Annotated in this window: 24 protein-coding genes; 5 read left to right on the forward strand and 19 right to left on the reverse strand. The window is 60.2% G+C overall.

Annotated elements, in window-relative coordinates; genetic code table 11:
* Positions 1-71: 71 nt before the first annotated feature.
* The 10 genes from ACOVRJ_RS23275 to ACOVRJ_RS23320 form a co-directional block, all read right to left on the reverse strand.
* Positions 72-1,286 carry an acyl-CoA reductase gene (locus ACOVRJ_RS23275; protein ID WP_422046204.1) on the reverse strand — a complete coding sequence of 405 codons (1,215 nt, stop codon included), beginning with the start codon at positions 1,284-1,286 and terminating at the stop codon, positions 72-74.
* Entirely contained in the window at positions 1,283-2,371 is a 1,089-nt protein-coding gene (locus tag ACOVRJ_RS23280) for an acyl-protein synthetase (protein ID WP_422046205.1), read from the reverse strand. The genes ACOVRJ_RS23275 and ACOVRJ_RS23280 overlap by 4 nt, the downstream gene beginning before the upstream one ends.
* Positions 2,368-3,771: an AMP-binding protein gene (locus tag ACOVRJ_RS23285; protein WP_422046206.1), complete on the reverse strand. Its 1,404-nt coding sequence runs from the start codon at positions 3,769-3,771 to the stop codon at positions 2,368-2,370. Before ACOVRJ_RS23285 ends, ACOVRJ_RS23280 begins: the two co-directional genes overlap by 4 nt.
* Positions 3,768-4,535, reverse strand: a complete 768-nt coding sequence (locus ACOVRJ_RS23290) for an SDR family NAD(P)-dependent oxidoreductase (RefSeq protein ID WP_422046207.1) — start codon at positions 4,533-4,535, stop codon at positions 3,768-3,770. The genes ACOVRJ_RS23285 and ACOVRJ_RS23290 overlap by 4 nt, the downstream gene beginning before the upstream one ends.
* Entirely contained in the window at positions 4,535-4,774 is a 240-nt protein-coding gene (locus ACOVRJ_RS23295) for an acyl carrier protein (protein WP_422046208.1), read from the reverse strand. Before ACOVRJ_RS23295 ends, ACOVRJ_RS23290 begins: the two co-directional genes overlap by 1 nt.
* A gap of 296 nt (positions 4,775-5,070) precedes the next feature.
* Positions 5,071-5,616: a chromate transporter gene (locus ACOVRJ_RS23300; RefSeq protein WP_422046209.1), complete on the reverse strand. Its 546-nt coding sequence runs from the start codon at positions 5,614-5,616 to the stop codon at positions 5,071-5,073.
* The gene (locus tag ACOVRJ_RS23305) at positions 5,613-6,203 is read right to left on the reverse strand and encodes a chromate transporter (RefSeq protein WP_422046210.1); all 591 of its coding nucleotides are present in this window, start codon (positions 6,201-6,203) and stop codon (positions 5,613-5,615) included. Before ACOVRJ_RS23305 ends, ACOVRJ_RS23300 begins: the two co-directional genes overlap by 4 nt.
* 2 nt (positions 6,204-6,205) lie before the next feature.
* Positions 6,206-7,213 (reverse strand): D-2-hydroxyacid dehydrogenase family protein, encoded by a 1,008-nt coding sequence (locus ACOVRJ_RS23310; protein WP_422046211.1) that lies wholly within the window; start codon positions 7,211-7,213, stop codon positions 6,206-6,208.
* 65 nt (positions 7,214-7,278) lie between these two features.
* Complete coding sequence (locus ACOVRJ_RS23315; protein WP_422046212.1) at positions 7,279-7,638, reverse strand: hypothetical protein; 360 nt, start codon at positions 7,636-7,638, stop codon at positions 7,279-7,281.
* Position 7,639: 1 nt separating this feature from the next.
* Positions 7,640-7,951, reverse strand: a complete 312-nt coding sequence (locus tag ACOVRJ_RS23320; protein WP_422046213.1) for a hypothetical protein — start codon at positions 7,949-7,951, stop codon at positions 7,640-7,642.
* A gap of 535 nt (positions 7,952-8,486) precedes the next feature.
* Between ACOVRJ_RS23320 and ACOVRJ_RS23325 the strand changes: the two genes are divergently transcribed.
* From ACOVRJ_RS23325 to ACOVRJ_RS23345, 5 genes are all read left to right on the forward strand, one after another.
* On the forward strand, positions 8,487-10,361 hold the full coding sequence (locus tag ACOVRJ_RS23325) for an acetylglucosamine transferase (RefSeq protein WP_422046214.1): 1,875 nt from the start codon (positions 8,487-8,489) through the stop codon (positions 10,359-10,361).
* A 48-nt stretch (positions 10,362-10,409) separates the two neighbouring features.
* Positions 10,410-12,761, forward strand: coding sequence for a type I secretion system permease/ATPase (locus ACOVRJ_RS23330; RefSeq protein ID WP_422046215.1), 2,352 nt, complete (start codon positions 10,410-10,412; stop codon positions 12,759-12,761).
* Between the two features lie 59 nt (positions 12,762-12,820).
* Positions 12,821-14,026 carry an HlyD family efflux transporter periplasmic adaptor subunit gene (locus ACOVRJ_RS23335; RefSeq protein ID WP_422046216.1) on the forward strand — a complete coding sequence of 402 codons (1,206 nt, stop codon included), beginning with the start codon at positions 12,821-12,823 and terminating at the stop codon, positions 14,024-14,026.
* Positions 14,027-14,130: 104 nt separating this feature from the next.
* The gene (locus ACOVRJ_RS23340; RefSeq protein WP_422046217.1) at positions 14,131-15,492 is read left to right on the forward strand and encodes a TolC family protein; all 1,362 of its coding nucleotides are present in this window, start codon (positions 14,131-14,133) and stop codon (positions 15,490-15,492) included.
* A 45-nt stretch (positions 15,493-15,537) separates the two neighbouring features.
* Positions 15,538-17,253, forward strand: a complete 1,716-nt coding sequence (locus ACOVRJ_RS23345) for a hypothetical protein (RefSeq protein WP_422046218.1) — start codon at positions 15,538-15,540, stop codon at positions 17,251-17,253.
* Positions 17,254-17,278: 25 nt separating this feature from the next.
* Here ACOVRJ_RS23345 and ACOVRJ_RS23350 read toward each other — a convergent pair whose 3' ends face one another.
* From ACOVRJ_RS23350 to ACOVRJ_RS23390, 9 genes are read right to left on the reverse strand one after another with little or no spacing between them, the layout of a single operon-like run.
* The gene (locus ACOVRJ_RS23350) at positions 17,279-19,288 is read right to left on the reverse strand and encodes a hypothetical protein (RefSeq protein ID WP_422046219.1); all 2,010 of its coding nucleotides are present in this window, start codon (positions 19,286-19,288) and stop codon (positions 17,279-17,281) included.
* Positions 19,289-19,290: 2 nt separating this feature from the next.
* On the reverse strand, positions 19,291-20,286 hold the full coding sequence (locus ACOVRJ_RS23355; RefSeq protein WP_422046220.1) for a hypothetical protein: 996 nt from the start codon (positions 20,284-20,286) through the stop codon (positions 19,291-19,293).
* Between the two features lie 17 nt (positions 20,287-20,303).
* Positions 20,304-21,161, reverse strand: coding sequence for an N-acetylneuraminate synthase family protein (locus tag ACOVRJ_RS23360; RefSeq protein ID WP_422046221.1), 858 nt, complete (start codon positions 21,159-21,161; stop codon positions 20,304-20,306).
* Positions 21,162-21,182: 21 nt separating this feature from the next.
* Complete coding sequence (locus ACOVRJ_RS23365) at positions 21,183-21,872, reverse strand: SDR family NAD(P)-dependent oxidoreductase (protein ID WP_422046222.1); 690 nt, start codon at positions 21,870-21,872, stop codon at positions 21,183-21,185.
* Positions 21,869-22,447, reverse strand: a complete 579-nt coding sequence (locus tag ACOVRJ_RS23370) for a 5-deoxy-glucuronate isomerase (RefSeq protein WP_422046223.1) — start codon at positions 22,445-22,447, stop codon at positions 21,869-21,871. The genes ACOVRJ_RS23365 and ACOVRJ_RS23370 overlap by 4 nt, the downstream gene beginning before the upstream one ends.
* Complete coding sequence (locus ACOVRJ_RS23375) at positions 22,431-23,627, reverse strand: ATP-grasp domain-containing protein (RefSeq protein ID WP_422046224.1); 1,197 nt, start codon at positions 23,625-23,627, stop codon at positions 22,431-22,433. Before ACOVRJ_RS23375 ends, ACOVRJ_RS23370 begins: the two co-directional genes overlap by 17 nt.
* Positions 23,624-24,571: a class I SAM-dependent methyltransferase gene (locus tag ACOVRJ_RS23380; protein WP_422046225.1), complete on the reverse strand. Its 948-nt coding sequence runs from the start codon at positions 24,569-24,571 to the stop codon at positions 23,624-23,626. Before ACOVRJ_RS23380 ends, ACOVRJ_RS23375 begins: the two co-directional genes overlap by 4 nt.
* Positions 24,572-24,576: 5 nt before the next feature.
* Complete coding sequence (locus ACOVRJ_RS23385) at positions 24,577-25,905, reverse strand: aminotransferase class III-fold pyridoxal phosphate-dependent enzyme (protein ID WP_422046226.1); 1,329 nt, start codon at positions 25,903-25,905, stop codon at positions 24,577-24,579.
* Positions 25,892-26,671: a cytidylyltransferase domain-containing protein gene (locus ACOVRJ_RS23390; protein WP_422046227.1), complete on the reverse strand. Its 780-nt coding sequence runs from the start codon at positions 26,669-26,671 to the stop codon at positions 25,892-25,894. The genes ACOVRJ_RS23385 and ACOVRJ_RS23390 overlap by 14 nt, the downstream gene beginning before the upstream one ends.
* Positions 26,672-26,693 lie beyond the last annotated feature (22 nt).

The following is a 26,693-nucleotide window of genomic DNA, read 5'->3' on the forward strand; positions in this document are numbered from 1 at the left end:
TTTTTTTATTGATTCGCAGATCGCCGTGGAGTCGGCCGAGTCTTTCGGCATCTTGAACTCTTTGGCTGCGTTTATTGAACAGTTACCTGACGGAGAAAGGACTGCAGAAGGTCCTGCCCGTCCCAGATCGGCTCGAAATCCAGGGCGCTGCCCATTGGCACGATTCGGTCGATGCCCGCGGGCACGGCGGTACCTAGAAACTCTTTCCATTGAAATGTCGTAACGCCGAAGTGGCTGATCGTTTGGATCTTGCGCGACAGCAGTGGTTTCAGCGCGTCAAGTGTGTCAATGCGAGCCTCGTGGAATAGGCCTGCTCCGCAATGCAGCTCGTCGAGCAGTGCTGGCTCGGGTAGTCGCACGCGGGTGATGCGTGGGTCTGGCGTCTCGATTTGCACCGAGGCCTGCTCTATGGCCAGCGCGTCGGCCGTGACTTCCTTGTTCATGTGGTCAGGAGCCGAGATCGTTACGCCTCGGCGGTCCAGTTCCGTCCGAAGGGCCGGCCAGAACCGCCCGGCTGCGGCCTCAGCCTGCGACGCACTGCCCAACCACAGTAGCATTCGCGGCGAAGAGCACGCCATCTGCCCGAACCAGTACACGTCGTTGTGGAATGCCCCGGTCAACTTCTGCAAAACGTCGCTATCAGCCTCGGCGACGGTGCGTGCATCCAGTACGCTCATCGAGAACTTGTTAGCGAAAGCCAGTTCGGTCGCCCGAGGATTCAACGGAAAATCACGGAAGGTGCGGATGGTGTCATCGCCGCCCCAGATCACACGTACGTCGCACGCGGCGCTTAGCGCAGCGGAGACCGCGGCGTCGTGGCCATAGCGCACGATCAGGGTGCGCTGGGCAATGTCTCTCCATTCGTCCTGGGTCAGTAGTTCCTCTAGGATTGCCAGCAGCGCGGTGGTCTGTGGCGTTTCCTTGCTCGAGAGGCGGATGATGTTGCGGTTGCCGCACAGCAGAGAGATGAACCAAGAATAGACAAAGATCGTGTCCACATTGGACGGCGCTACGTGGAAGACGAGGCCGCGCGGCAGGTGCACGGCGTCGCCCTTTCGCGTGATAAAGGCGTCGATGGTGCGCTTGAGGTTGGCCGGCCGCAGCCAGAAACCCAGCGCAACCAACTCGGGGAATGCGCGCACTGCAGCCGACACCGTTAACGCCTTGGCAAGCTGTGAGGCGAAGCCAAGCTGGACCGAGCCGAATGGTGGTAGGTTGCCGTGGGCCGCGAGATCTTCTATGCGCTGTCCGTGTGGAAGGACGACGTCGATTGACGGTAAATTCATGCCGGGGCGGAACTTGGGTTGGCGTGGGTGTCGCTGCAGCCGCGGACTTCGGCGCGGGCCATTCGACCGTGGACATGGAAGTAGCGGCCTAGTCGGCCACAGCCACAGTCGTCCTCGCCTAGCAACGTACCTAGGTCTTCAGTCAGCAGGCTGTGGCCCGGGTAGCTACGCGGTAGCGCGGACAGTACTTGGATCACGCCTTGCTCACCTGCGGGAAGTGCCGACCAGGTAAGAGGGTCGCGAACAATAACGTCTGCGAAGGCTGGTGCATGCAAATGACCATGTTCGCACTCGACGAACACGGAGCCGACTTGCTCGACCATGCCGTAGAAGTTGTGGATGCGCAGCGCCCCGCAGGAGGCTTGTATGCGGCGTTTGAACTCGGCATTGTCCACGGCCAGCGCCTCGAGCTTCTTCCAGCCTCCGCTGTGGAACAGGACGGCGTCGTCGAGTGCTAGGGGTTCGCCAAGCTTCTCAAGCTCTAGCAGGAAGTGTTGCCAGACCATGAACGTAAAGCCAAACATCAGCTTGGGCAGGCCGGCATGCTGCTGAGCGAAGGCGCGCACGGCCTCTAGGTTCAGGGTCATGTCGTCGTTGAGTGCGTAGACGTGCCCTCTGCCGAAGTTGGATAGGCCCAAGATGCCAGCGCCTCGCGCGGAGAAACTGGCACGGTCCTTGACGACACCGGGGTGGTCGATGATCAGCATTGGCAGGCGTGCCTTGCCTAGGAACTCCTGCATGATTCGTACCAGCGCAGTGGTTTGGAACGAAGCCGTGGGTTTGTCCAGCACGATGCGTGACGGAGCCTGGCCGGTCGTCCCGGAGGACGTCAGCGTCTTGAAGACATGATCCTGTGGCACGCTGCGTAGCTCATACATTTTGAACAGCCGTACGGGCAGCCAGGGCAGCGATTCGAGTGCTTGGGGCGCAGCTGGTTGCCAGCCACGCGCGTGCAGAATCCGCCGGTAGGGGACGCATTGGGCGTCGTGGTGCGCGGTCAGCGCGGCGAGCTGCGCACCCAACTGGGTGCGCTTGTCGGCTCTGGACAGGCCGTAGACCGGCCAGTCCAAGAATTCGGTGGTCATGGTGAGACTCCGGAGGTTGCGCCCGTGGCAGTCAGTCGGTCGAGTGCTTGCTGCAGCTCCCCGTGCAATAGCTTGCCTGCACTGTTGCGCGGCAGGGTGGCCAGCGCATGAACTTGGATAGCAGATGGGTGCACGTGATAGCGGGTGGCGAGCGTCAGACGCAAGGCCGCGGCCGAATCTGTGTCGGTGACGACGCCGATCATCAGCGCGTCATCACGCCCGACGGCGCCGGCATCTAGCCCCAGGGTGCGCAGGTGCTGCTCGACCTCGTCCAAGCCGAATCGATTGCCGAAGAGTTTCACAAAGCGCTTGAGCCGGCCGGTGATCCAGAAGTGGCCTTCGGCATCTTGGCGCGCTAAGTCGCCGGTGGGCAGCGACGTCAACGTTGCGCCCAGGGCTAGATCCTGGGCGGACTCGGCGTAGCCGAGCATCACGTTGGGACCGCGATAGACCAACTGGCCCTCGACGTCTGCCGTGGTTACCGGCGCTCCGTCGGTGTCGATCAGCCATAGCTCCCCGCCCGGGATTGCCTGGCCGATGCTGCCGGGCTTGTCGAGCACGCGTGTCGGCGGAAGGTACGCGATCCGAGCCGTGGCCTCCGTCTGGCCGTACATGATGAAAGCGCGCCGGCCGGTGCGCTGCGCGAGCTCGCCGAGCCAGACGATTTCTTCGGGATCCAGCCGCCCACCGGCCTGCGTCATGTGGCGCAAGTTCGGTAGGTCCATGCGCTCGAAGCGCATGCGGCGCAACATGCGCCAGGTTGTGGGCACGCCGGTCAGGCCGGTGACGCCTTCGGCTCGCACCAGGTTCCAGAAGGCGGGCGTGGTAACTGCGGAGTCGCTGAGCACGATACCCGCGCCAACGGCGAGGTGGCTGTTCAGCACCGACAGGCCGTACGAGTAGCTCAGCGGTAACGAGGTGATCGCAACGTCGTCGGTGGCCAGCGCGAGGTACTCGCGGATGCTGCCAGCATTGGCTGCCAGGTTCTCAAGCGACAGGCGCACGAGCTTGGGCGAGCCGGTGCTGCCGGAGGTCGACATCAGTAGGCCGAGCGACGGATGCACGGCCGGAGAGGCGAGGGCTCCCGCGCCAACGCTCGTCCACGTGGTGCCGTCGAAAAGTCGGCCGATGCCGAAGCGCCGGCACAGCGGGTCCAGCATTTCGGCGGACAGGTCGGTGCCGATCAGGAGCGGCACATGACCGCGGCGTAGGGCGCCGAGATACACCGCGACGCTGGCTGCATTGGTTGCGAACCTTAGCGCAAAGACGCTGCGCGGCGGAAGGTCCGCCACGGCGGCGTCCGCCCGGCGGACCAGGTCCTCACCGCGCAGCCACCCCTCGTCGCCAGCGTGCACGCGCGCGCCGGACATGGTCGAAGAGTCTTCCCAGAAGCGGCTCATATCAGCATGCCACCGTCCACGCCGATGCATTGGCCGGTCACGTAGGTGGACAGATCGCTGGCGAGGAACAGCGCGGTGCGGGCGACGTCCTCGGGCGTGCCGATGCGACCCATCGCGATGCTGTCCATACGCTCGGCGAACTTCGCCTCGGGCAGTCCCTGCGTCATCGCCGTGTCTATGAATCCGGGCGCGATCGCGTTGACGCGAATCTGGCCGGGGGCCAATTCCTTGGCCAGCGACTTGGTGATGCCCAGCACCGCGGCCTTGCTCCCGCCATAGACGGCCTGCCCGGCGTTGCCGTTCGTGCCGATGATGGAGGCAATGTTGATGATGCTGCCTCCGCCGCTCCGCGCCATCAAGCGGCTGGCGTACTGGGCGCAATAAATCAGGCCGAAGGTGTTGGCGCCGAACACGCGCTCAATCTGCGCTCGGTTGACCATGCCTAGCAGCGCGTCGTCCAGCACCCCAGCGTTGGCCAGCAAGACGTCCAAGCGCTTGTAGCGCTTGAAGACGGCCTGGAAAAGGTCCTTTACCGCCGCGTCGTCCGAGACGTCGCAGGTGAAGCTCGCGGCGACTTCGGCGCCGCAGGTGTCGTTGATCTCGGCCGCGCGTTGCGCCAACTCATCCGCATTGCGGCCGACCAGAACGACCTGTGCGCCGTTCTGGGCGAACAGCCGCGCCGCCGCCAGACCGATACCGCGCGTCGCGCCGGTGATCAGGCATGTCTTGCCTGTGAGGCTGGTGGGGTTCACGACCGAGGTCATCAGAACTCGACGCCGTGTTTGGCTAGGATCTCGCGCGAGATGGCGACCGAGCTCATAGCCAGGATCTCGTCGGTGTCCAGCATCACGTCGAAAACGGATTCGAGCTCAGTTACCAGTGCCATGTGGGCGACGGAGTCCCACTGAGGTGCACTCCCAAAGGTCAGCGATTCCACTACTTCCGCGGTAGGGATGGTCAAGGCAGTAGCGAAGGCCTGGAGGAGTTTCTCTTGATTGTTCATCTTCAGTTTTCCAAAAAACTTTAGGGCACGAGAGACGAATATATCTGGTGCTGTCGCGGTCTCTTTAGTGAATTAACTTCCTAATTGCCGACGAATCTTGGACTTCATCCCAGACTTCATTGACTGTTGAAGGCGAATCTCAGCTTCCGCTTTGAAGCTGTTTAGTCGACTTGTGGTTCACCTGCACAAGTTGGATGAATTGACGATTTATGTTGTCAAGGCCTTGGGCGTAGTCACACGTATTTGACTTGGTGTCTACTGAAACGGATGAAGTCCAGTTTGCTTTGTTTTTGCAACTAGACCCAGCCCAAAGCCCCCAGCAGGCCGCCAGCCAGCACCATCCACACCAAGCTGATCTTGGTGCGCAGCGTCAACACCAAGGTCGTTGCAATCAAGAGCAAGGTAGTGGGCAGGTGGTCAGGTGTACTTAAGTAAGGCTCTGCCAGGAGCCAGCCGGTAGAGATCAAAAGCCCCAGGGTCAGCGGCGCCATGCCGGCGGTGAAGGCGCGCACACCCAGACTGTCGCGGTTCTTGCGGGCCCAGCGGGTGGCTGCCAGCACCAAGGTGGTGGAGGGCAGCATGATGCCTGCCATGGCGGCAAAGGCTCCGGCCAAGCCGGCCACATTCCAACCCAGCACCGCCACAAAAAGCAGATTGGGGCCCGGCGCGGCCTGGGCCAGGGCGATGGAGGAGGTGAACTGGGTGTCGGTGAGCCAGTGCTGCTGCCCGACCAAGTAACGGTGCATTTCCGGGGCGGTGGTGATGGCGCCTCCAATGGCCAGCAGCGACAAGGTCAGGAAGTGCAGGAACAGGGCCCACAGATCGAGGGAGGCCGGCGTCATGGATTCTCAGACTCTTCAGCACGGGCGCGGCGAAGCTGCCGCCAAGCCAGAAACATACCCAGGCCACCCAGGCTGAGCAGCAGTTGTGGCAAGGGCAAGCGCAGCCAAAGCACGGCGGCAATCGTCAACAGCGCCAAGAGCAGGGCGGGCCAAGCCCCCATGGGGCTGCGCTTCAGCGAGGGCGCGAGCTTCAAGGCCGTTGCCAAAATCAGGCCGGCCGACACGGCACCCATGCCGCGCACCGTGTTGGCGACGACGGGGTGGGCGGCCATTTCGCCATACAGCGCCGCCATGCCGATCACGATCAACAAGGGAAACAGCAGCATGCCGGCCATGGCGGTGAATGCGCCCCGGATGCCGAAGAAACGGTCGCCCAGCATCAAAGACAAATTGAGAATGTTCGGCCCTGGCAGCACCTGGGCCACGGCAAAGACGTCCAAGAATTCTTCGCGGCTGAGCCAGCGCAAACGCTCCACCAACTCCCGCTGCGCCACCGCCAGCACGCCACCGAAGCCTTGCAAGGCCAGGCGGTTGAAGGCCCAAAACAACTCGCTCAGAGAGGCAGGCTTGTTCGGCGGCTCGCTCATCATCAGCGCAAGACTCGCAGCGCCTCAGGATTGACGATGTTGCTGGGCTCGTGATTGATGTAGTTCAGCACATTGTCGAAGGCCGCGCTCAAATACACTTCATAACTGTCTTGCTCGACGTAGCCGATATGCGGTGTGCAGACCGCGTTCTCCAGGCGGAGCAAGGGGTGACCTTGCAAAATCGGTTCACTCTCGAACACGTCAATGGCGGCCATGCCGGGGCGGCCCCGGTTCAGTGCCGACACCAGTGCGCCTTCGGTCAGCAACTCGGCGCGCGAGGTGTTGACGAACAAGGCGGTGGGTTTCATGCGCGTCAGATCCTCCAGCGTGATCATGCTGCGGGTGGCATCACATAGGCGCAGATGCACGGACAGCACATCGCTGCTCTCGAACAAGGCTTCGCGGCTGTGCACGGCGGTATAGCCATCGGCCTCGGCTCGCAGGCGAGACGCTTCGCTGCCCCAGACCTGCACTTGCATGCCGAAGGCGCGGCCATAGCCGGCGACCAATTGGCCGATACGGCCGTAACCCCAAATGCCCAAGGTCTTGCCCTTGAGCACCATGCCCAGCCCAAAATTGGCGGGCATGGAGGCCGACTTCAGCCCCGACTGTTGCCAGGCGCCGTGTTTGAGGTTGCCGATGTATTGCGGCAGGCGCCGCATCGAGGCCATGATCAGTGCCCAGGTCAACTCGGCCGGCGCCACCGGCGAGCCCACGCCTTCCGCCACCGCGATGCCCAGCTTGGTGCAGGCCTGGATGTCGATGTGGGCGCCGACGCGTCCAGTTTGTGAGATGAGCTTGAGGCGTGGCAGTTTTTCCAGCAACTGGCGCGGGAAATGGGTGCGTTCGCGGATCAACACCAGCACTTCGGCGTCTCGAAGGCGGACCGACAACTGCCCGATGCCCTTGACGGTATTGGTGAAAACCTTGGCGTTCAGGTGCTCAAGCTTGGACGCACAGCGCAGTTTGCGAACGGCGTCCTGATAGTCGTCGAGGATGATGATGTTCATGGCTTGAGGCACATTCTGCCTTGCCGAACGTGCCTCAAAGGACGACCCGCCGCATTTTCTTGAGCTTAGGGAAGCCGATAGCCTGAGGCTCGCGATGAGCCATCGCTGCCTGGGTAGACCTGGCTCAGGGCATCCAGTACCGCCAGTCGGTGGTCGTTGGCGCGTTCGCTGTCCAAGGGCAGTGCGGCCAGCAGGGTCGATCGAATCAGCCACAACTCGATGGGTTCGCTGGCTTGGCGCACGATGCTCTGCAGGCTCTGGCCAATCTCTCCGGAGACTTCCGCAGCGGCGCGGGTGAAGGTTAGTTTCAGCGCTACAAAAGCCTTGCGTACCGCGATGCGACCGCGCCGCTCGTCCGGGCGGCCGGCACAGGCATAGGCCCAAGGGGGCGGGAAGTGTGGAATCTCTCGCAAGGTCAGCTGCATTTCAATGCTCCCGTCCTGCGCGTCCCAGGGCGGCAACCGGTCCGGCCCGTTCTCCCAAACTCATGCTGGCGCCAAACTGGAAGTGGGCATTGAGTTGCTGCAAGCGAATTTCGGCTTCGGCCTGTGAGAAGGCCCGCGCGACCTCGGTATAGGCCTGGGCTCGTAAATGCCAGAGATCGCGCAAGCTGCGGCTGCAACGAATGCTCTTTTGCAATGCCTCGACGCCTTCTCCGTGCAAGTCGCGCAGGCAGTTGTCAAAGGCAGCGCGAATGCTGGGCACGTGGCTGAGCATCAGGCTATCGCAAGGCGGCATGCTTGAGGTGCTCCCCCACGGGTCAGCGTCTCCCGGCATCCAGCGCAGCAAGGTTTGCCAAAGGGAGTCGGTACCCTGGCGGGAACTGCCGAAACTGCTTGGGGTACCGCTATTGCTGCTTCGGCTCAGGGTCGAGTGCTTCGGGGGCAAGGCTCCGCGAGTCCTGGCCCATCTGGTCAGAATTGCATTCAGCATGTTTTCGCTTTAGTTTTAGCGACCGCGTACGGTCCTATCCCCCTCCTACAGGGCTATATGCATTCTCGGCAGGGCCTGGCCTAAATAAAGGGCGGAAATGCCCAGGGAAGCCATGGCAAATTGCCGCTCAGGCGTGACAGGGCTTGTGTGGGTTGAGGGTTTACTCGTGCTCGGGAAGCGCTGAATAGCACCCTTGGACGCATGCAATTGAAGCGATCTCTGCGTGGGTCGGGCAGGAGAATCGGGGTGGGAGTTGTGCAACTCCCGTTCTGGTTACGGTGGGTGCCTTGGGGCAGCCTCCGCAGATGTCTGCACTTGCTTTACCTAGGCCCGAATCGTCATGGACATTGCATCGCCCAATATGAAGACCTTGAGCGTCCCTGCAGAGTTGGTTCCCGAGTGGGATCTGCTGCTGCAGCGCTGTCGCGACGCCAGCCTGCCCTTGGCCGATGTGATGGGGCAGGCCAACCAATTCCAGTCTCAAGGCTTGGGTGTCTTGTCCTGTGAGTTGTACCGGGCTTGGTTGGCTGTTCAGCACGGGCCGTTGCGTGTAGTGGCGCTCTACAACTTGGGCGCAACGCTGGCCAGTAATCAAGCGCATGAGGACGCCGAACAAGCCTATCGTGAAGCGCTCCAGATCAAGCCAGACTTTCTGCAGGCGCGGGTGAATCTGGGTCATCAGCTGGAGCATTTGGGGCGTTTGGAAGAGGCTCTTGCGACTTGGCAAGAGGCTGCCAATGACCGCACTACGGGCGAAATCATGGGCACAGACCCACGCGAGCTTCGGCTCCACGCGCTCAAAAACCGAGCGCGGCTGCTGGAGCAAGAAAAGCGTTATCCCGAGGCTGAGTCGGTGATGCGCGAAGCGCTGGAGTTGAAAGCCGACCAGGGGGATGTGCTGCAGCACTACGTGCACATCCGGCAAAAGCAATGTGCATGGCCAGTCTATGAACCGGTTGGCGCCGTGACTACGAATCAGCTTTTGCTCAATACGTCCTTGTTGGCCATGCTCAGCTATAGCGATGACCCCGCGCTGCAGCTTTTGGTCGCACAGCGTTTCGTGAACGAAAAAGTTGTGAAGTACAGCGGCCAGGCCTTTCATCGCTTGAGCGGCCTGAACCGGACCGGCAAGATTCGCATTGGCTACCTCTCCGGTGATCTTCGAATGCATGCGGTGGGTTTTTTGACCCCTGAGATTTTTGAGTTGCACGATCGTTCGCGCTTTGAGGTGTTTGCTTTTTGTTGGAGCCGTGAGGATGGCTCGGCCCAGCGCGCGCGCATCACCGGCGCCATGGATCGGGTGATTCCGCTGCAGGGCCTTGGCGATGAGGCCGCAGCCAAATTGATCGCCAGCATGGGCATTGATGTGCTGGTCGATCTGCAAGGCCTGACCAGCGGCGCCCGCCCCAATATCTTGGCGTACCGGCCGGCGCCGATTCAAGTCAGCTATCTCGGCTTGCCGGGCACGTCCGCCTTGCCAGGGGTGGACTGGATTCTGGCCGATCGCTTTGTGATGCCGCCCGAATACCTGCCGTATTGCACCGAACGCCCGATCTACCTCGACAAATGCTACCAATCCAGCGACCGCCAACGTCCGGTGGGGGCAACGCCGACCCGCAGCCAGGTGGGCTTGCCCGAGGACGCGTTCGTGTATTGCTCATTCAACAACAACCATAAGTACACGGAGCAGATGTTCGCGGCTTGGATGCGGGTGCTGCAAGCGGTGCCGAAGTCTGTGCTGTGGTTGCTTGCGGACAATGATCGAGCCCGTGAAAACATGCTCGCGTTTGCGAGCCAGCATGGCGTGTCGCCCGATCGACTTTTCTTTGCGCCTCGCGCGGCGCCTCCAGACTACCTGGCTCGCTTTCAGTTGGCCGATCTTGTCCTTGACACCTTCCCTTACAACGCCGGTACGACGGCGAATGACTGCCTGTGGATGGGCACGCCCATCTTGACATTGAGCGGGCGAAGCTACATCTCGCGCATGGCCGGCAGCTTGTTGACGGCGGTGGGACTGTCGGATCTGATTACCTTTTCGGTCAGCGAGTATGAGCAGCGTGCGATTCAAATCGGCAAAGAGCCGGCGCGCGCGCTATCCTATAAGCGCTATCTGAACGAATATGGGCGCAGTTCTCCCTTGTTCGATATGCCTGCTCTGGTGTCGAATATGGAAGCAGAGTTCGAGCGTATGGCGTTGGCTGAGAGAAAGACCTGATCTCATGCTGCGATACATGGCTTCTTTGGGTGCTGAGGAGTGACTCAGGTGTCCCGACGTGATGATTTTTTTGATGCCGCAGATGCGAATCGCGGGCCGGCTTTGCGGCTCGCGCCTGCTGCTGCGCCGCAGGAAGATGTGTCGCAGCAGTCCTCGCCTGAGGGTGTAGGCGAAGCAGGCTCTGATATTGGCGACCCTCTGCTGCAAGCCCTGGTCTGGCTGACCCAGCATCACAAACGCCCACGTTCAGCGGCTTCGCTGCGCGCCAATGGTGCAGCCGATGGCGCCTTGTCGCCGCCTCAAGCGGTGCGCTTGATGAAGGAGGCTGGGTATGAGGCCGCCGTTCAGCGTCGCACGCTGACGCAGATCAATACCTTGATGCTGCCCGCAGTCCTGCTGTTGAACGAAGGCGATGCTTGTGTTTTGGTCCGCGTCCTTGACGAGGCCAATGGGCGCTATCAGGTGCTGTTTCCTGGCGCTGAATCACAGCTGTGTGAAGCGCAGTTGAGCGAGCTTGAAGGCGAGTACAGCGGCTTTTGCCTGCTGGTCAGCCCGAAGGAGCAAGCCCGCGCTCAGGCTCAGCACCATGTGGTCATGGATGCGACTGACCACTGGCTTTGGGGGACCTTGAAGCAGTTCACCCCGTACTACCGTGGTGCCATGCTGGCAGCCTTGCTGAGCAATGTGTTGATGATGGCCACCGGCATGGTGACATCGGTCATTTACGACAAAGTCATACCGCACCAAGATGCCCTGGTCACGTTGTGGACCTTGGTGATCGGCGGGGCGTTGGCGCTTGGCTTTGATTTGTTTGCCAAGCATCTGCGGGCGCATTTGATTGACCTCGCTGGCCGCAAGGCCGACCTGATCATTGGAGCCAAGCTGTTTCGCCACATTCTTTCCATCCGGATGGAGCATCGCCCGGCCTCGGCAGGCTCTTGCGCCCACTACATGGGTCAGGTGGAGACGGTTCGGGACTTTTTTGCGTCAGCCAGCTTGTCGGTGTTGACGGACCTGCCCTTTATCGTGATCTTTGTGGGCATGATCTTCGTTGTCGGCGGCCCCTTGGGTTGGGTGGTCACACTGATGGTGCCAATCATGATCCTTGGCATCTTTGTGCTGCAGGCCTTGGTGCGGCGTTCCGTTCGAACTGGTATGGCGGAACAAGCCGAGGTTCAAGGCAATTTGGTGGAGGCCTTGGAGGGCCTGGAGGACGTCAAGACTTCCGGCGCCGCTCCACAATTCCAGCACCGCTATGAAATCAGCAACGCCGTGGCTGCGGAATCCAGTCTGCGCACGCGCAGCATGCACGGTCTGATCAATCACCTCAGTCAATCCATGTATCAGGTGACGACCTTGCTGATGCTGCTCTGGGGTGTCTATTTGATCCGCGACGGAACGATCTCTCAGGGCGCACTGATCGGCTCCATCATGTTTGCCTCGCGGGCCTTGGCACCCCTGGGCAGCATGGTTGGCTTGGTGACACGCTACCAGGGCGCGCGTGCGGCCTTGCAGAGCATCGACGACTTGATGAACAAGCCCACGGAGAGAGACAGCTCCCAGAACTACGTGCCCTTGACCAGTGTCAGTGGCCGGCTCGTCTTGCGCGATGTGGGCTTTCAGTACCCTTCGGATCCGGGGCAGACTGCGCCCAAGGTGCTCAGTGGCTTGACGATGCAGGTGCAAGCGGGCGAGCGTATCGCTGTGCTCGGTCGTATCGGCAGCGGGAAGTCCACCGTTCTTCGTTTGATTGCCGGTCTGTATCAGCCGACCGAAGGGATGGTCGAGGTCGAAGGGCTGGATCTGCGGCAAATCGATCCCGCAGAGTACCGCTCGCATGTGGGCTTTGTGTCCCAGGAGCCGCGCTTGTTTCACGGCACGCTGCGCGACAACGTGTTGATGGGCCGGGGCGAAGTCTCTGCCGCCCGACTGGTCGAGGTGGCCCGTCTGACTGGATTGGACCGGGTGGTTGCGGGTCACCCTATGGGCTGGGATCTGCCCGTGGGTGAGATGGGGGGGTTGCTGTCGGGCGGACAAAGGCAATTGGTGGCTTTGGCGCGTGCCTTGGTGAACAAACCCAAGTTGCTGCTGATGGATGAACCCACCAGTTCCATGGATGCACAGTCCGAAATGAGCTTTCTGCGCCAATTGAAGGAAGCCGCCGCTGATTGCACCTTGATCGCCGTCACCCATCGTCCGGCGGTGCTGGAGTTGGTCGGGCGTGTGATGGTGATGGATGCCGGCAAATTGGTACTCGACGGCCCGCGTGACAACGTGCTGGCGGCCTTGTCGGGGGTCCGCCCTGCTGCCAGCGTGCAAGCCGGCAATACAGGCACGGATGATGCGCGCGTGCACATGCATCCGAGCGCTCAACCGGTTCAGCGCAAGGCTTCGGTTTGAGTCGCAGCGCTACCTCCTGATTTAATGATGAGGCGCTTCGGCGCAATTTGAGACACAGCATGGCGCAAGCCTCCAAAGACACCCCTTTTCTCAGCAGCTTGGCGCTCGCCCAGATCGACGAACCCTTGCCCCGGTCGATGTGGGCTTTGTACTTGTTGCTCGTTTGTGTCGTGACCGCCTTTATTTGGGCAGCGTTTGCCAAGGTCGACCAAGTCAGTCGCATGCAGGGGCGCATCATTCCCGAGGGGCGGGAACAGGTCATCGCCAGCCTGGAGAGTGGTTTGCTGGCCGAGCTTTTTGTCAGCGAAGGCGAAGAGGTTGAAGTCGGCCAGGAGTTGGTGCGCTTGGATCCGACGCGGGTCGAAGCCCAGCAGAACGAGGGGATGTTGCGTCGACTGGCCTTGAAGGCCGCTGTGGCCCGCCTCAAGGCCGAGGCGAGCGGCGGGCGGCCGGTTTGGCCCACGGAAGTCAAGGCGGCGCCTGAGGTGCTCGAGGCAGAACAACAGTCCTACGAATCGCGAATCCGCTTGCAAGAGGAGGCGGTCAGTTCCTTGGATCGAAGCATGGGCCTGCTTGGTCGAGAGTTGAAGGTGGCGCAGGACCTTTCTGCCCGCGGCTTGATGTCCGAGGTCGAGGTGATGCGATTGAATCGACAGGTCAATGATTTGCGCCAGCAGCGTCAAGAACGGATCAGTCGATTCCGACAAGAGGCGAGCCAAGAGCTGACCCGGCAGCAGAATGAACTGGCGGCTTTGGATGAACAGCAAGTGGTGAGAAAAGACGCCTTGGCTCGCACCGTGCTGCGGTCTCCGGTGAATGGCTTGGTCAAGAATATTCGCACCACGACGATTGGCGGCGTGGTTGGGGGTGGGGCCCCCGTCATGGAAATCGTCCCTATCGGCCCGAATGTGCTGGTCGAGGCGCGACTGCCGCCCTCCGAGGTCGGATTTGTCGGTGTAGGCCAACGCGCGGTCGTCAAGCTGGCAGGTTATGACTTCAACATTCACGGCGGGTTGGAAGGCCATGTTGAACTCGTCAGTGCGGACACCTTGGGTGATAACGACAAAACCGCAGTAACTGGCGATGCGCGCTATTACCGGGTGCTGATCCGTACCGACAAGAACTCCTTGCAACGCAGTGGCGAACCTTTGCCGGTGCTGCCAGGTATGGCAGCCAGCGTTGAAATCAAAACAGGCGAGCGAACCGTCTTGAGTTTCTTGTTCCGCCCCTTGCTCAAGGCCAACGAAGCCTTGAAGGAGCGTTGAGCGCGCTCTTGAAAATGCAGGGTCTCTGGCAGCTTACTCCCTGCATCAGCGCCAGAGGGCTTGTGGTCTAGTGAACGGGTGTCTATCCGAGCCTGGTCACTGTCATGAAATCCCCGCTTTACTCAGTGTTTTCGCGCCGCTTTCGAAAGGGGCTGCTGGGCAGTGTGTTGGTGTTGTTGGCACCTGCGGTCCTGGCTCAGCTGAAGTGCAATGAAGACGATAGTCCGGCTGCTCAGAGTCGTGATGCGGCGCTAGGATTTGCCAGTACCGATCCACGATCGCAGTTGGTGGATTTGGTCAGTCAGGCCATGGAACGCAGCCGCACGATTGGTGTGGCGACGCTGTTGGCCCAGGCGGCTCGGGATGATTGGGACGAGGCACGGGCCGCAAGGTTGCCGCTGGTGCAAGCTCAACTCTCGACCAGTGCTGCCGGGCAACAAGCCCGTGGCCTCACACAGAACCAGGGACAGGCCCAAGCCAGTGTGAACTTGAGCATGCCGCTCTGGGATGCCGGGCGGGTGACGCAAACCGCTGCCTGGCGTGCTCAGCTTGCCGAAGCGGCTCGCCAGGGGCTGATCAGCGGTGAACAACAATTGGGCGCTCAGGTGGTGAGTTTTGCCCTCGACCGGGGCCGATTGCTCTTGCAAGCTCAGGTGTACCGTCAGTACACCAAGCGCATGGCCTGCCTTGTCGATGCCCTGGAGGCGGTGGTGAAGGCCGACAAAGGGCGGTCCAGCGAACTGACCCAAGCCCAGAAGAGTCAAATGACGGCCGAGCTATCGATGGAGCAAACGATCTCCGGCTTGCGCTCGGTGGAGTTGCGCCTCAAGCGCCTTGTTGGGGATCCTTTGCCACCCAGCGCGAGCTATGCAGCCATCATGAATCAACTGCCCGAGTTGCAGATGTTGCAGCAGGCGGCACTGCAGTCGCCGGAGATGATGCAGTTGGAGGCATCTTCGCGCGCCCAGGAACGCTATGCGGCCGTGGTCGCCACTCAAGGCAAACCCCAGGTGAGTCTGGGTATGGGCGCCAATGCCAATGGTGCGTCCACCGGCTCACGCGCCGGTGAGTGGAGTGCGGGAGTTACGGTGACCGTACCGATCTACGCACCAGGGCTCGATGCTTCCAAGCTGGCGGCCCAGCGGCGCGCCGATGCAAGCAAGCTGCAGTTGCAAGAAACGCTGGATGTACGCAATTATCAGTTGCAGGAATTGCACTTGAACGCAGGCGCAGCCTTGGACCGCTCGCGCCGCATCGTTGAGATTCTTCGCAACAGCGAACGACTGCGTAGCGCCACCATGGTGCAATGGCAGCAGATGGGCCGCCGCTCACTGTTTGATGTGATGGGCGCCGAGTCTGACTACTACTCGTTGCGTGTCGCTCATATTTCCACCTTGTTCGAGGCGCAGCAGGCAATTTTGAATATGTGGTCCTTAGGGCCAGGTGTGATTGCCGCTCTGCGCTGAAGCGCGCTGCTGAGTTTCGCTCGGTTTAGTTTTGGGGACGGAATAGTGATCGAACTCGTTGCGGCGACACACCGCTTTGACTTGCCTGCTGCAAACAGTGTGCTGGCCCAAGAGGAAACGGCGCGCGTGCTCTTGGTGGATCCCAATATGCATGGTCGGGCTCTGGCCCACGGCATTGCAGAGCCCTTGTTGTACGACCGTGTCCGAGCGAATACCGCGCACCGGGCATCTCAGCAGGCTGCTGCTGCCACGGTGATGCTGAATCGTGCAATGGGCCGAGTTCTGCGTGACTTGATACCCGAGGCGCAAGGGGCAGCATGGTGCAGTTTGCGGATTCGGCATATGTTATGGACTAGCTTGGCATACAGACAGGTCTGGAAGGAAGTCTTGCCGCAGTATCAGGTCAAGCGATGGCATGTGCTGCTACCCGCGCAGGCGCATGCTTATGGCATCCACTCGTTCTTGCCCGGCCTGGCCTTGATGGACGCTTTGCAAGAAGCAGCACAGCCCTTTGCGGCCTATACCTTTGAGTGTCCTGGCGCTGGGCCATTCCAACTGCCTGATCTCACCCAACTCCCCGACGGTTTGGAACTGCTGTGCCACTTGCCAACCTGTATGCACGATGCCGCCTACTTCGCGTCCGAAATACATGCAAGCGGTTTGCGAGCGGCAGTCTTGAGTTCTCAGGTCTATGAGGTCGAACTGGCTGGTCTTCCAGCGACGGGGCTGGTTGATGCGGACCAAGTGCTCTCGCTCTTGCCTACGGGGGCAATCCAGGCTTTAGAGAATTTGCAGCCCGCCTTGCTCGCCGTACTTCGTGAGCATCTGAGTCCGCACATCGCGCAGCCTCAGTATCTTGAGTTGCAGGTACAGGCCCTATGGCAAGCCTTGCGTAATCAAGCTTTGTTGTTCTTCTGGCTGGAGCAGACCTTGGGCTCCCGCCCGCCGAAACAATTCTTACTGTCCACACATGATGCCACGGTACACGGCGCTTTTCAGAGCTTTGCAAGTAGGCATCGTGTCTCATTGACTCTGCTACCTCATTCCAAGGTTTGCAATGTCCCCCTGCCCCTGGATGGAGCTATCTCCCGTGTACTGCATGAGGGTTTGCAGGATGGCCCTTGCTTGGATCTGGCTGGCCAGACTGTGCCTTCGCAGCGCCTTAGCTATCCAGGAGAGTGGGCTCCTATTCCGGTACACGCGTCCAAACAGAGTCAGGGTTTGCGTACGCTGGGCGTGATCCTCAATGGCTTCAGCGCCAATGGCATTTGCTTGGTGGACTTTGACCAGTATGTCAATGGGCTTGCGCAGTTGCGTGACTGGGCTCTGGGGTGCGGCGTCAGACTTCGATGGAGGGTACGTGTTGCCGAGACACCTTTGACTTTGCTCGCTGCACGACTCGATCTCGACGAGGCCCTATTGCTCGAAGGTGCACAGGGCACCATTCTAGATTTCGCCGGCGGCTGTGATCTATGTGTCGGCTATGACAACCCGACTTCAGGCTTGCATGAACTCTTGCGGGCGGGAATCCCCGTGCTTCAGGCCGAGTGTCGCCCCTTGTCTCGCGCTGAATGGAGTATCGTCAATGCCCAAGTGGCGCCTCGTTACAACATGCCGCAACTGCTCGATGAGTTGACCCTGCTGCATCTCAATCCGGGGGAATTCCAAGCGATGCCGCAACGTCAACATCTGGCCTTCTTGAACAGCCAATCAGGCGCAGCCCCACTGAGCCACTGGCTCAGACTAGGGGCTCTGAGCTAGTGGAGCGGGCACACTAGGCCTAGGTTCATGGCTGCGCTCGGCTGATATCTAACTCAAAGCGGCGCAGAGTGCCCCCTTCCCGCACGGTGTCATCCAACTCGCAGAGTGAGAACTTGAGATGTGTGAAGTCTCGCGGACTTGCATGCAGGTGGCTCAGCATCGGCATGGCTGCACATACCGCCGGGTCCCAGCTCAAGAGCAGGCGAGGGCCACGGCTGTCACCAATCCTGAGTTCACCATCGGTCGCGCCAAACCCTGAAAGGCTAGACACCAAAACCGAGGCAGGCGCGTCATGGCGGGCCTCCCGGTCGAGCACAAACTCTTCGACCCCGAAGCTGCCTTGGCGACAGGCGATGGTCAGGGGAGGGACCAAGTTGTCATTGAGGAAAGTCAGAATGCTGACCCTCAAGGTGCCCATGGGGCGCTGCAAATCCATGAACTCGTAGCTGGTGCGCAAGGTCTCACTATGGGCATCCAAACTCAGTTGCTTCTCCAGCACACCTCCGGCGAAGGGCAATCGAACGCGGATCAGCATGCGGCCCGCGTCGCAGGAAAACTGCGGTTCTACCCATTCAAGATCGGCGACGCGTTCACGTTTGACGGGCGCTTCCAGCAGGACCACGCCTGTGTAGAAGTCCGCGCCGTATTCGATGCTGTCGAAGTAGCCCTGTGGCAAAGAGCCCAGCATGGGCACAAACTGGTCTGATTGAAAGGCGAGCGCGTCGATGGCCAGGCCACGGCGCATATTCAGGCGCAGACGAATGGCCTTGCTTTCGACTCGCAAATAGATGCCGCATTCTTCGGCCTCGATGCGCAAGCCCTCAGGCGGTACGACGGTGTCCAGGGACTGCCACTGAGAATCGTTCGCGTCCGCTTCTTTTGAGCTTGAGGTCGCGAGACTGGGGTCTGCCAAATCCAATTTGGCGCACAGGGCTTGAAGCCGAGCCATGGCCTTTTGCCACCGAGGCTCGGTGATATGGGTGCGCAAGTCGCTGGCCCAGAGTTCGCAAAGCTCGCGCCAGTCCGTGTCGTCCTGCTGCTGCGCAGGTGTAGGTCGAGACAGCAAGGCCTTGCAGAGCTGATGACAGGTCGAATTCAAAAAGAGGTCATTGCGCCCGGTCACCGCCCAGCGATTGAGGTTGTACTTGGCTTGCTTCTTGACGGGGACGGGATGCGCGATCGACGACAGTTGGCGGGCATCTTTTGGGCGGTTCTGCTGAGCTGCGATCAAGGCCTGGGATGGGCTCAGCCAGCGCAAGCCGAGCTCTGATTGCAGACGATCGCAGACCTGCTCGAGGCGCGCCCATTCCACCGGCTCTTGCAGCTGGGCTTCGGTTTTGAATCGGCCCGGGCGGTAGTCAAAGATCTCCGCATCGTTGCAGTAGATCGGCAGGATGGTGCCGTCCTTGTCGGCGCGCTTGCGAACGTAGGCGAGGTACTCAGCCATCGATTTGTCGCCGTGAACCACGCGCTGCAGACTTTGGAAAAGAATCGAGTCACCCCAAAGCACAGGCAAGGACTGGCCCTGGCAACCGAGGGCATGAGTGGGTGTCGAAGTAATCGGTGTTGAGGTTTGCCCCAGGGCCAGGCGGACGTTGTCCCGGTCCATGACCAAACCTTCATAGCCCGCCTCGCGGTAGATGTCCACCATGCCGCTGGAGAACACCATCTCATTGACCAAGACGATTTTCGGCAGCAAGCCCAAATGCGCTTGATAGGCTTCGCGACCCAGGCGCTGGTTCCATTGGTTGACCTCCGCCGGTACCAGTGGGCCAATCATTTGCGTCCATCCGCTGCCAATCAACTCGCAACGCCCTTGCTGCAGCAAGCTCTTGAACTTGGCCACCCATGCCGGATCCAGCTCAGCAATTTGCGACAGCGTCCAACCAGTGAGCTCAATGCCGATCGGCAAATCGCGGCGTTCGATCAGATTCAGCAATGGCCAGTAGCATTTCTGAATAACCTCGGGATGCGCTTCGGTCTTGATCGAAGAGAACGCAAGATTCAAATGAAACAGCAAATAGCCTTGGGGCATGTTTAGCTCTTGGTCGAGGTGATAGCGTCAGCGAGGCGCTCGCCGCCGGAGGTACACAGCAGGGCGCTGGCCCGCCGGCTCAATTGTGCCGCGTGCTCAGGCTGTTTCATCAGCGTGGCCAGCAGCTCGGTGGCGTGATACTCATCTCGCGCGACCCAGGCGACGCCGGCTTGTGCAATCAAGTCCAACTCCGCGTGGTCCTTGTCACCATAAGGCGAAAACACCACGGTAGGAATGCCTTGATAAAGCAGTTCGAAAAAGCTCACCCCGTAGATCGTCACTGCATAGTGGCATTGCGACATCAGCGGGCCGAGGCCGTTGGGTGCGACATGCTCCCGCCATACCTGTTGTGCCGCTTGATCCAAAACCGGCGCTTGGGCGAAAGGGCCGGTGACCCAGTCCACTTCGCTGCCGCTCGGCAACTGGGCATCCAAAAGGCGGGGCCAATGGCGCCCAAGCCCGGTTGCATCGCTGCCGCCGGTCAGGGCCAGCACTCTTGGGCCAGGTTCCCAGGCGTGCTCAGGTCGCGGTCCATCAATCAGCAAACAATCCCAACCAAAGAGGGTTGGCACATGGCTCGCATCGGCTGAGGTCGCTTGATAGTGGAAGGATGGAATGAAGAGCAGATCGACTTCATTCGGCATCAAGCGCAGGCTGTCGATGCCGATCACGCGCAGCCCTTTTTGTCGCCAGCGCCGCAGGGCCGGGACCAGCAAGGCTGGAGTCTTGGCCGGCTGCAAATCCAAAACCAAAGTGGAGAATGGCTGCAGGCCAAGCAGCTGATCGACTCGGGCCAAAAGGTCATCGGAGTGATCGATGAAGTGGTGCTCGAAAGCGCCAAGATCTGAGCGCTCGAGCTTCTCGCTTTGAATCAGCAGCGTGACCGCCACACCTTTGCCTTGAATCGCTCTCGCTGCCACCAAGCAGCGACTCAAGTGCCCCAAGCCAACACCTTGCCCGGCCTGGCAAATCAGCAAGAGCGATGGGCTGGCCGGCATGACCCTGGCAACAGCCTTCAACGGGGCTGCAAGGTGATCCGTTTTTCCTTCAACGGGCGCAGCCCGTCGGAGGGGTCAGCCCGCCAGAGCCGGTCGGGCAACTCAGAGGCAACGGGTGCTTTGATGCCATCGCCGTCGGCACCGATGCCGATGCTGAGGTCGCGAATCACGGGGGCGATTTGCTCGGGCAGCCAGCAGTGGCCGGCGGCGTATTCGTCGCCTTTGCCGTCAAGGTCGAGGTGGAACTCGATCATGGTGGCCCCATGCTTGTGCACAGCTCGGTGAATGACACCCGGTTGGACCGTGTGGTCCGACCAACCGATTGCGCAGGACGTGGCTTGACGCAGAGTCTCGATCGCCCGCAGATTGGCTTCATGAGAAGGCGTGGGGTAGGCCGAGGTGCAGTGCAAGAGCGTCGGCTGGCTGCAGCCATTTCGCTTGAGCACTTGGGTCGCATGCAAAATTTCGTCCATGGTGGCCATGCCGGTGGACAAGACGACCGGCTTGCCTGTGGCCGCGCAGGCCGCAAGCAAGTCATCCCAAAGCAATTCGTAGGACGCGACTTTGTAGAAGTCCACAAAAGGCTCCAGCTCGCGCACCGCTTCAAGGTAGAACGGCGTGCAGCTGAACTGGATCTTGCGTTGCTGGCAACGCTCAGCGAGTTTCGGCAAGAAGTCCAGCGGCAGCTCCCAAGCCTTGCGCGCCATCAACTCAGGTTTGGCTCGCAGCGCTTCTGAAGAGAACAGCGACTCCACATGGAAGAGCTGAAACTTGACGACGTCACAGCCAATCTCGGCGGCGCTGTCGATGAAGTCGAAGGCGCGGCCCAAATCTTGGGCGTGGTTGCTTGAAACCTCGGCGATAAAGACCGTCATTTGGGAGACCTTTGTCCTTGCTTAGCGATTGGCCACGGGCCAGCGATTGATGGTGTATGCCGGATCAAAATCGATCACCGATCCGCTCACCGCATGACAGCCGCCTTGGGCCAGCCAGGCGATGTAGCTGGCGACCGTCTCGGGCGCAATCAATTCTCCGAGTGGCGAATGTTCCCGTACCGAGTCCAGCAAGGCAGGGTTGGCCACAGTGCTTTTCATCAGCCCTTCCATATGGCCCAGTCGCAATGCATGCGTGGCGATGCCGTGCTGACCCCATTCCACCGCCAGCGTTCGAATCATGCCTTCCAAGCCCGCTTTTGCCGTGGCATAGGGTAGTCGACCCGGGTAGGGGTGAGTTGCCATGATGGACGAAATGGCCACCAATGAAGAGCGGCCCGCAGCTTTGAGGGCAGGGAAGGCCGCCTTGTAGAACAAGTAGGCACCCTTCAGATTGACATCGATGACACGATCCCAGTCGACTTCGCTCAAATCCTCTGCCGGGCCGACCTTGTTGATGCCGGCCAAGTAAATGGCGAAATCAATTGTTGAAGGCAGCTTGGCGTAGGAGGCCGCAAGCGTTGCGTCGGGCCGATCTGGACCGAGCCAAGTCGGGTCCAGCGCGAAGCCCGCTTGAGTCAGTGCATCGCACACAGCGCGACCGATGTTGCCGGTCGCGCCAATGACGACGGCGGTCTTTTGGCGGGCGCTCATATTTTTTCCCAGTGCTTGACTTTGACCAGATAGGCCCAGACATAACTGACATTCACACCGGGCTCGCCGACGATGGGGTGGTAGCCCATGGGCACAACGCCAAACACGCGGTCCTGAATCGGCCAGACCGTGTCGACTTGGGCGTTGTCGGCCCACACGCCTCGGCCAACTTGGAAGGCCTTCTTGGGGTCGCCTTTGAGCAGATAGAAAAATACCTCTTCAAAGCCTGGCTCCAAGGTGTTTTCGAAGTCATGTGGAAGGCTGGACCAAGTGCCATCACCGCGATGCACGGTCAAGCCCAGGCGCATCTGCAGATGAGGTGCGGGGTTGGGCTTGAGGTAGTGATAGACGTCGCGCTCCCAATTCTTCTCGCCCACCACAATGTGCTTGCAGTCAGACTCAAGAATGGTGCGGGTCTCACCAGTACTCAGGTCGGTGTGTTCTACAGATGCGATGGTGCCCGCTTCGCTCAACACGACCACGGCGCGTTCATTGGGTGTGCTGAAGACGAGTTGGTTGCCCGATCCCTCGGCGCTCAGATCCATCAAAGGGGCGGAATTACAAAACTGGTACATGGAAAGCTCCGTTGTTGAGTTTGTCATAGGCCTTGTTGAACAAGGCATCTGTGGACTCGCAGCCTTGCGCCATAGCAAATTGGCGCCCGATGCAGTCCGCAGCGTTCTCGGGAATCTTGGTCACGACGACCACGGTGTTTTCGGCGTGAGTGAATTCGAAGTACTTGAACCAATCATTGAGATCAACCCGTCGGCCCAGGCCCATATGAATGACGCCGTCCGCGATTTCGGCGCCACGGGCCATCGATGAACCGCTGCTGTCCCAGCCACCCGAAGTGCGCGGCGTTAACTCCAGAATCACCGGTCCGCGGTCTGAGAAGTAAATGTCGGCCTTGAGAATGTGTGCGCCTTTTTGCTCGGCCATGCCGATCGCACGACCGGCGGCCTCGATATCCCGGCGCACTTGGTCTTTCAGGTCGGAATGGCGGCGCGCAGGGTTGATGTGACCAATCTCAATGGACTCTTTGGGGATTTGGGCCAGATGGATCTGAGGGAAGAAATGCAGGTCACGCGGGAAGATGCGGTCAACCCAGTTGATCCAGTAGAGGCGCCCGTCCTGCCACAAGGTCTCGACGGAGGCCTCGGAGACCTGCTCAGGGTGCGGCCGCAGGCGCTCTTCGATCACCACTTGGCCTGTAGAGCCCATGGTCAGGGCTTCTTGGAACTGTGCCTCGCTCAGGGCTTGGCCCAGTGGGACGACGGAGAAACCTCGGCTGCCCGAGTTGTCGGTGGCCTTGATCACGTGATCACAGCTCGCTTCAGCCAAGTAGCTGCGAGCCTGCTCAAAAGTCGAGGCCATGGTGAAGCCTGGCTGCGGCAGTCCGGCTTGTGTCAAACGAGCCCGCGTCAGTGCCTTGTTCCGGCAAATCTCCGAAATCTCTGGGGCCAAATGGTGAAGACCCAGATGCTTGGCCAAGTTGTTCACTGTGGTGTGGCAGTCGGCGGCGGTGGTGATCACGGCCTTCACATCAAAACGTTCTGTGACGCTCGCACTGGCGTCGATATGGCCTTGCACATCAAAGGTGTCAAGGTGAATGAACTGATCGGCCAGTGAACGGCAAGGCGCTTCTGGATTGCCATCCGACAGAACCAGGGCCAAGCCTCGCTGCTTGGCTCGGGTCGCAGCGATCAACTGCATGGGACCGCCGGAAATCAGCCAGAGAGCTTCGGGCTTGCTCATGCCGACACCTTTTGTGCGATGAAGACCAATTCACGCCCCAGACCTAACTCCAGAAAGCCTTGGTACATCTTGTTCATCAATTCCTGTTCGCCAGATTCTCTCATTCCACTCTCGAAGGCCTTGCGCATGGCGTGGCATTCTCGCCCCAGTGTGTCGTTGCCGATGTAGTTCTTGCCCATCATCAAGAACAGATCGATGGGGAAGGTGACTTCGCGATGCGCCAAGCGAAAGCCACAGCGTTCCAGTAGAGACGCGAGTGACTGGGCGTCAAAGTAGTTCAGGTGGTGCGGGGGGGCCACCCACCAAGGTGCTTGCCCCAGGTGGTCGCGCAATGCGCGCTGAATGGGGTTGAAGTCATTGGGCACGATGACGCAAAGCATGCCGTCTTTATCCAAAAGACCGTGCACCAGCTTGAGCATGGCCGCCGGGTCTGGAAGATGCTCGAGCACTTCGCCTAGGTTGATGGCATCAAAAAGGCCTAAGCTGGGGGCCAATTGCTCATCCAAAAAGGCTTCAATCACGTCCAGCCCTAAGGATTCCCGGCTGTGAGCTGCGGCTCGCTGCGAGGGTTCTATCCCTTTGACCGTCCAGCCGCGCTCTTGCCCCTTGAGGAGAAACAGGCCCGGTCCCGAACCCACATCCAGGATCCTTCGACGCTTGTCGCCCAAAAACGCTTCCAGCTTGTCATAGCGTTCGTTGTAAACGTCTTCCCACCAAGACTTGTCTTCAAGATAGCGCTCAATATAGAGCGGCTTTTCTTGGGTGTAGTACTCATGCGCATACACATGCTTGAGTTCTTCAGTGGTGGGCAAGGGCAACACATGCTTGAACCCGCAGTGTTCGCAGTTGACGACCGAAAAACCATTGGCATGTTCATGCACTTCTCCGGCGTGGGTCACCCCATCTCCGGCCTGCCAGCTTTCATGTTTGAGGGGAGTAGCCACTGCATTCATTCCTTGGTCAGGCGTTGAAAGCCGCTATGGGCTTGCGGGGTGCTGAGAAGCTCGTCCTCAGACAGTTTCGACAGCGTCGCAAAGACCTGTTCGCAAGCTTTACTGTAGGCCTGCATATCCGCCGCCGTATGGGCGAGCGAAACCTTGAATTGCCTGAAGCCCAGAAAGCCCCGTTGCAGCATCTCAATCACAAAGCGCGTGTTCATGGCCTGCGCCCGTGGGTGATCGAAAGCAAATGCAGCCAAGGTGGGCAAGCCAGAAATGCTGATCTTGACGCCGGCCTGGGCGGCGGCCGCAGCCCAAATTTCTTTGGTCTGATTGCCGGTGCTGATCAGCTGCAGTTCGGCTTGCTCGCGCTGGTATTTGCGCAGCGTGGCCAAGGCTGCGGTCGGGCCCACTCGGTCGGTCCAGTTGGTGCTAGAAATAAAGGTGGATTGGGCCGACTGCATGACCTTTTCGGTGCCCAATACCGCTGACATTGCGTAGCCATTGGCCATGGATTTGGCAAAGACAGCGATGTCAGGGTTGATGCCATAGCGCCGGTGAATACCGCCCGCGCACATGCGAAAGCCACTGGTGATTTCGTCAAAAATCAGCACCGCGCCAATTTCGTCAGCGATTTCCCGCAGCTTGCGCAGATAGTCTTGCGGCGCTTCTTCGCCGCGTGCCGGTTCGATCACGATGGCGGCGATCTGCTTCTCTTTGCCACGAATGGAGTCGCGCAGGGAATCGATGTCGTTGAAGTGGAAAGGAAGGGCCGTGCCCGTCAAACCGCGTGGCACACCATTGGGCTGCAGCCCCGGCATCAGTTGCCCATCCAGACCGTCGGTTTCGCCCAAATTGGCCGCCAGATACCAGTCGTTCCAGCCGTGATAACCACTGAACAGCACGGTGTCACGGCGATTGTGGGCGCGTGCAATGCGTACCGCCATGGCCATGGCTTCGCCGCCGCTGCGGGCGTAGCGAACCATGCCAAACCAGGGGTGGAGCTCCATCAAAGCGCGCGCCAGTTCCACTTCTTCGGGGCAATTCAGCGAGCTGTTGACGCCCTTGCGAATGGCGGCAACCACGGCATCATCGACCTCGTCGTCGGCGTAGCCCAGGATGCAAGCGCCAACCGCCATGATGGACATGTCGGTGAACTCACGACCGTCCATATCCCAGACCCGGCAGCCCTTGGCGCGCTCGTAATAACTGGGCCAAACTTCTGGTGCGAACATCTCTGGACGCTTGGACAGCAACTGCGTGCCCCCAGGGAACAAGGACTTGGCATTCTCGTAGAGGGCCGGACCTGTGCCGGATTGAAGATCGTTAAGGCTGAACATGATCGGTCCTGTCGGCTGCGAGGGACTTGAGGTAGCCCTCATTGCGAATGATGTGTTGGTTGAGTTCTTGCAACTGGGGTTCCCGCTCGAGCAAGGCCAGCACATCCTGAGCGGAGAAAGGTCGGCCCGGCTGATCGAGGCGTTCAAACACGGCTTGCAAGAAACGGTAGTCCCGCTCTTCGTCAAGGGTCCAGCGCAGGTGGGACAGACCCAGGAACTTGTGCAGCCCGCCGTTCTTGAAGAGGTCCGGCTGCTTCTCGATGTAGGGGCCAACATGCTCACGCTGTGAGGGCAGGGTGGCTTCACGCCAGGCCCGCTCCAAGGCGCGGAAAGCAAACACGGTGCAGTCCAGCCCATCGGGGAACTCACCGGCCAGGCCATAGAAATCGTAGTCGCCTGCGTGGAAACCTTGGACGACTTCGTCAACGATAGCCGGGTCAAGCGCCGGGCAGTCGGCGGTGATTCTCACCACGGCCGAGGCAGAGAACTGCTTGGCGGCCTGGAAGTAACGGTCCAGCACATCGTGTAGATTGCCGCGGAAGCAATGAATGCGATGGTCTTCGCACCAGCGCTGAATCGCATCGTCACTGATGTCGTCGGATGTGGCGATCACGATCTCATCGAGCGTTTTGCATTGCTGGAGGCGCTCTACGACATGGGCCAGTACCGGCCGTCCGGCCAATGGCATCAAGACTTTGCCGGGCAGACGGGTCGAACTCATGCGAGCTTGGACGATGGCAACGGTACGCGGAGAGGTCATGGGCATGGGGGCTGAATTTGACGCTGTC

Origin of the sequence: Roseateles sp., assembly GCF_049240545.1 — a bacterium.
Lineage (GTDB): Bacteria > Pseudomonadota > Gammaproteobacteria > Burkholderiales > Burkholderiaceae_C > Paucibacter_A.

Excerpts from the sequence above, each read along its gene's own strand:
- ACOVRJ_RS23275 (WP_422046204.1), bottom strand. The coding sequence starts at position 1,286 with ATGAATTTACCGTCAATCGACGTCGTCCTTCCACACGGACAGCGCATA.
- ACOVRJ_RS23280 (WP_422046205.1), bottom strand. The coding sequence starts at position 2,371 with ATGACCACCGAATTCTTGGACTGGCCGGTCTACGGCCTGTCCAGAGCC.
- ACOVRJ_RS23285 (WP_422046206.1), bottom strand. The coding sequence starts at position 3,771 with ATGAGCCGCTTCTGGGAAGACTCTTCGACCATGTCCGGCGCGCGCGTG.
- ACOVRJ_RS23290 (WP_422046207.1), bottom strand. The coding sequence starts at position 4,535 with ATGACCTCGGTCGTGAACCCCACCAGCCTCACAGGCAAGACATGCCTG.
- ACOVRJ_RS23295 (WP_422046208.1), bottom strand. The coding sequence starts at position 4,774 with ATGAACAATCAAGAGAAACTCCTCCAGGCCTTCGCTACTGCCTTGACC.
- ACOVRJ_RS23300 (WP_422046209.1), bottom strand. The coding sequence starts at position 5,616 with ATGACGCCGGCCTCCCTCGATCTGTGGGCCCTGTTCCTGCACTTCCTG.
- ACOVRJ_RS23305 (WP_422046210.1), bottom strand. The coding sequence starts at position 6,203 with ATGAGCGAGCCGCCGAACAAGCCTGCCTCTCTGAGCGAGTTGTTTTGG.
- ACOVRJ_RS23310 (WP_422046211.1), bottom strand. The coding sequence starts at position 7,213 with ATGAACATCATCATCCTCGACGACTATCAGGACGCCGTTCGCAAACTG.
- ACOVRJ_RS23315 (WP_422046212.1), bottom strand. The coding sequence starts at position 7,638 with ATGCAGCTGACCTTGCGAGAGATTCCACACTTCCCGCCCCCTTGGGCC.
- ACOVRJ_RS23320 (WP_422046213.1), bottom strand. The coding sequence starts at position 7,951 with ATGCCGCCTTGCGATAGCCTGATGCTCAGCCACGTGCCCAGCATTCGC.
- ACOVRJ_RS23325 (WP_422046214.1), top strand. The coding sequence starts at position 8,487 with ATGGACATTGCATCGCCCAATATGAAGACCTTGAGCGTCCCTGCAGAG.
- ACOVRJ_RS23335 (WP_422046216.1), top strand. The coding sequence starts at position 12,821 with ATGGCGCAAGCCTCCAAAGACACCCCTTTTCTCAGCAGCTTGGCGCTC.
- ACOVRJ_RS23340 (WP_422046217.1), top strand. The coding sequence starts at position 14,131 with ATGAAATCCCCGCTTTACTCAGTGTTTTCGCGCCGCTTTCGAAAGGGG.
- ACOVRJ_RS23350 (WP_422046219.1), bottom strand. The coding sequence starts at position 19,288 with ATGCCCCAAGGCTATTTGCTGTTTCATTTGAATCTTGCGTTCTCTTCG.
- ACOVRJ_RS23355 (WP_422046220.1), bottom strand. The coding sequence starts at position 20,286 with ATGCCGGCCAGCCCATCGCTCTTGCTGATTTGCCAGGCCGGGCAAGGT.
- ACOVRJ_RS23360 (WP_422046221.1), bottom strand. The coding sequence starts at position 21,161 with ATGACGGTCTTTATCGCCGAGGTTTCAAGCAACCACGCCCAAGATTTG.
- ACOVRJ_RS23365 (WP_422046222.1), bottom strand. The coding sequence starts at position 21,872 with ATGAGCGCCCGCCAAAAGACCGCCGTCGTCATTGGCGCGACCGGCAAC.
- ACOVRJ_RS23370 (WP_422046223.1), bottom strand. The coding sequence starts at position 22,447 with ATGTACCAGTTTTGTAATTCCGCCCCTTTGATGGATCTGAGCGCCGAG.
- ACOVRJ_RS23375 (WP_422046224.1), bottom strand. The coding sequence starts at position 23,627 with ATGAGCAAGCCCGAAGCTCTCTGGCTGATTTCCGGCGGTCCCATGCAG.
- ACOVRJ_RS23385 (WP_422046226.1), bottom strand. The coding sequence starts at position 25,905 with ATGTTCAGCCTTAACGATCTTCAATCCGGCACAGGTCCGGCCCTCTAC.
- ACOVRJ_RS23390 (WP_422046227.1), bottom strand. The coding sequence starts at position 26,671 with ATGCCCATGACCTCTCCGCGTACCGTTGCCATCGTCCAAGCTCGCATG.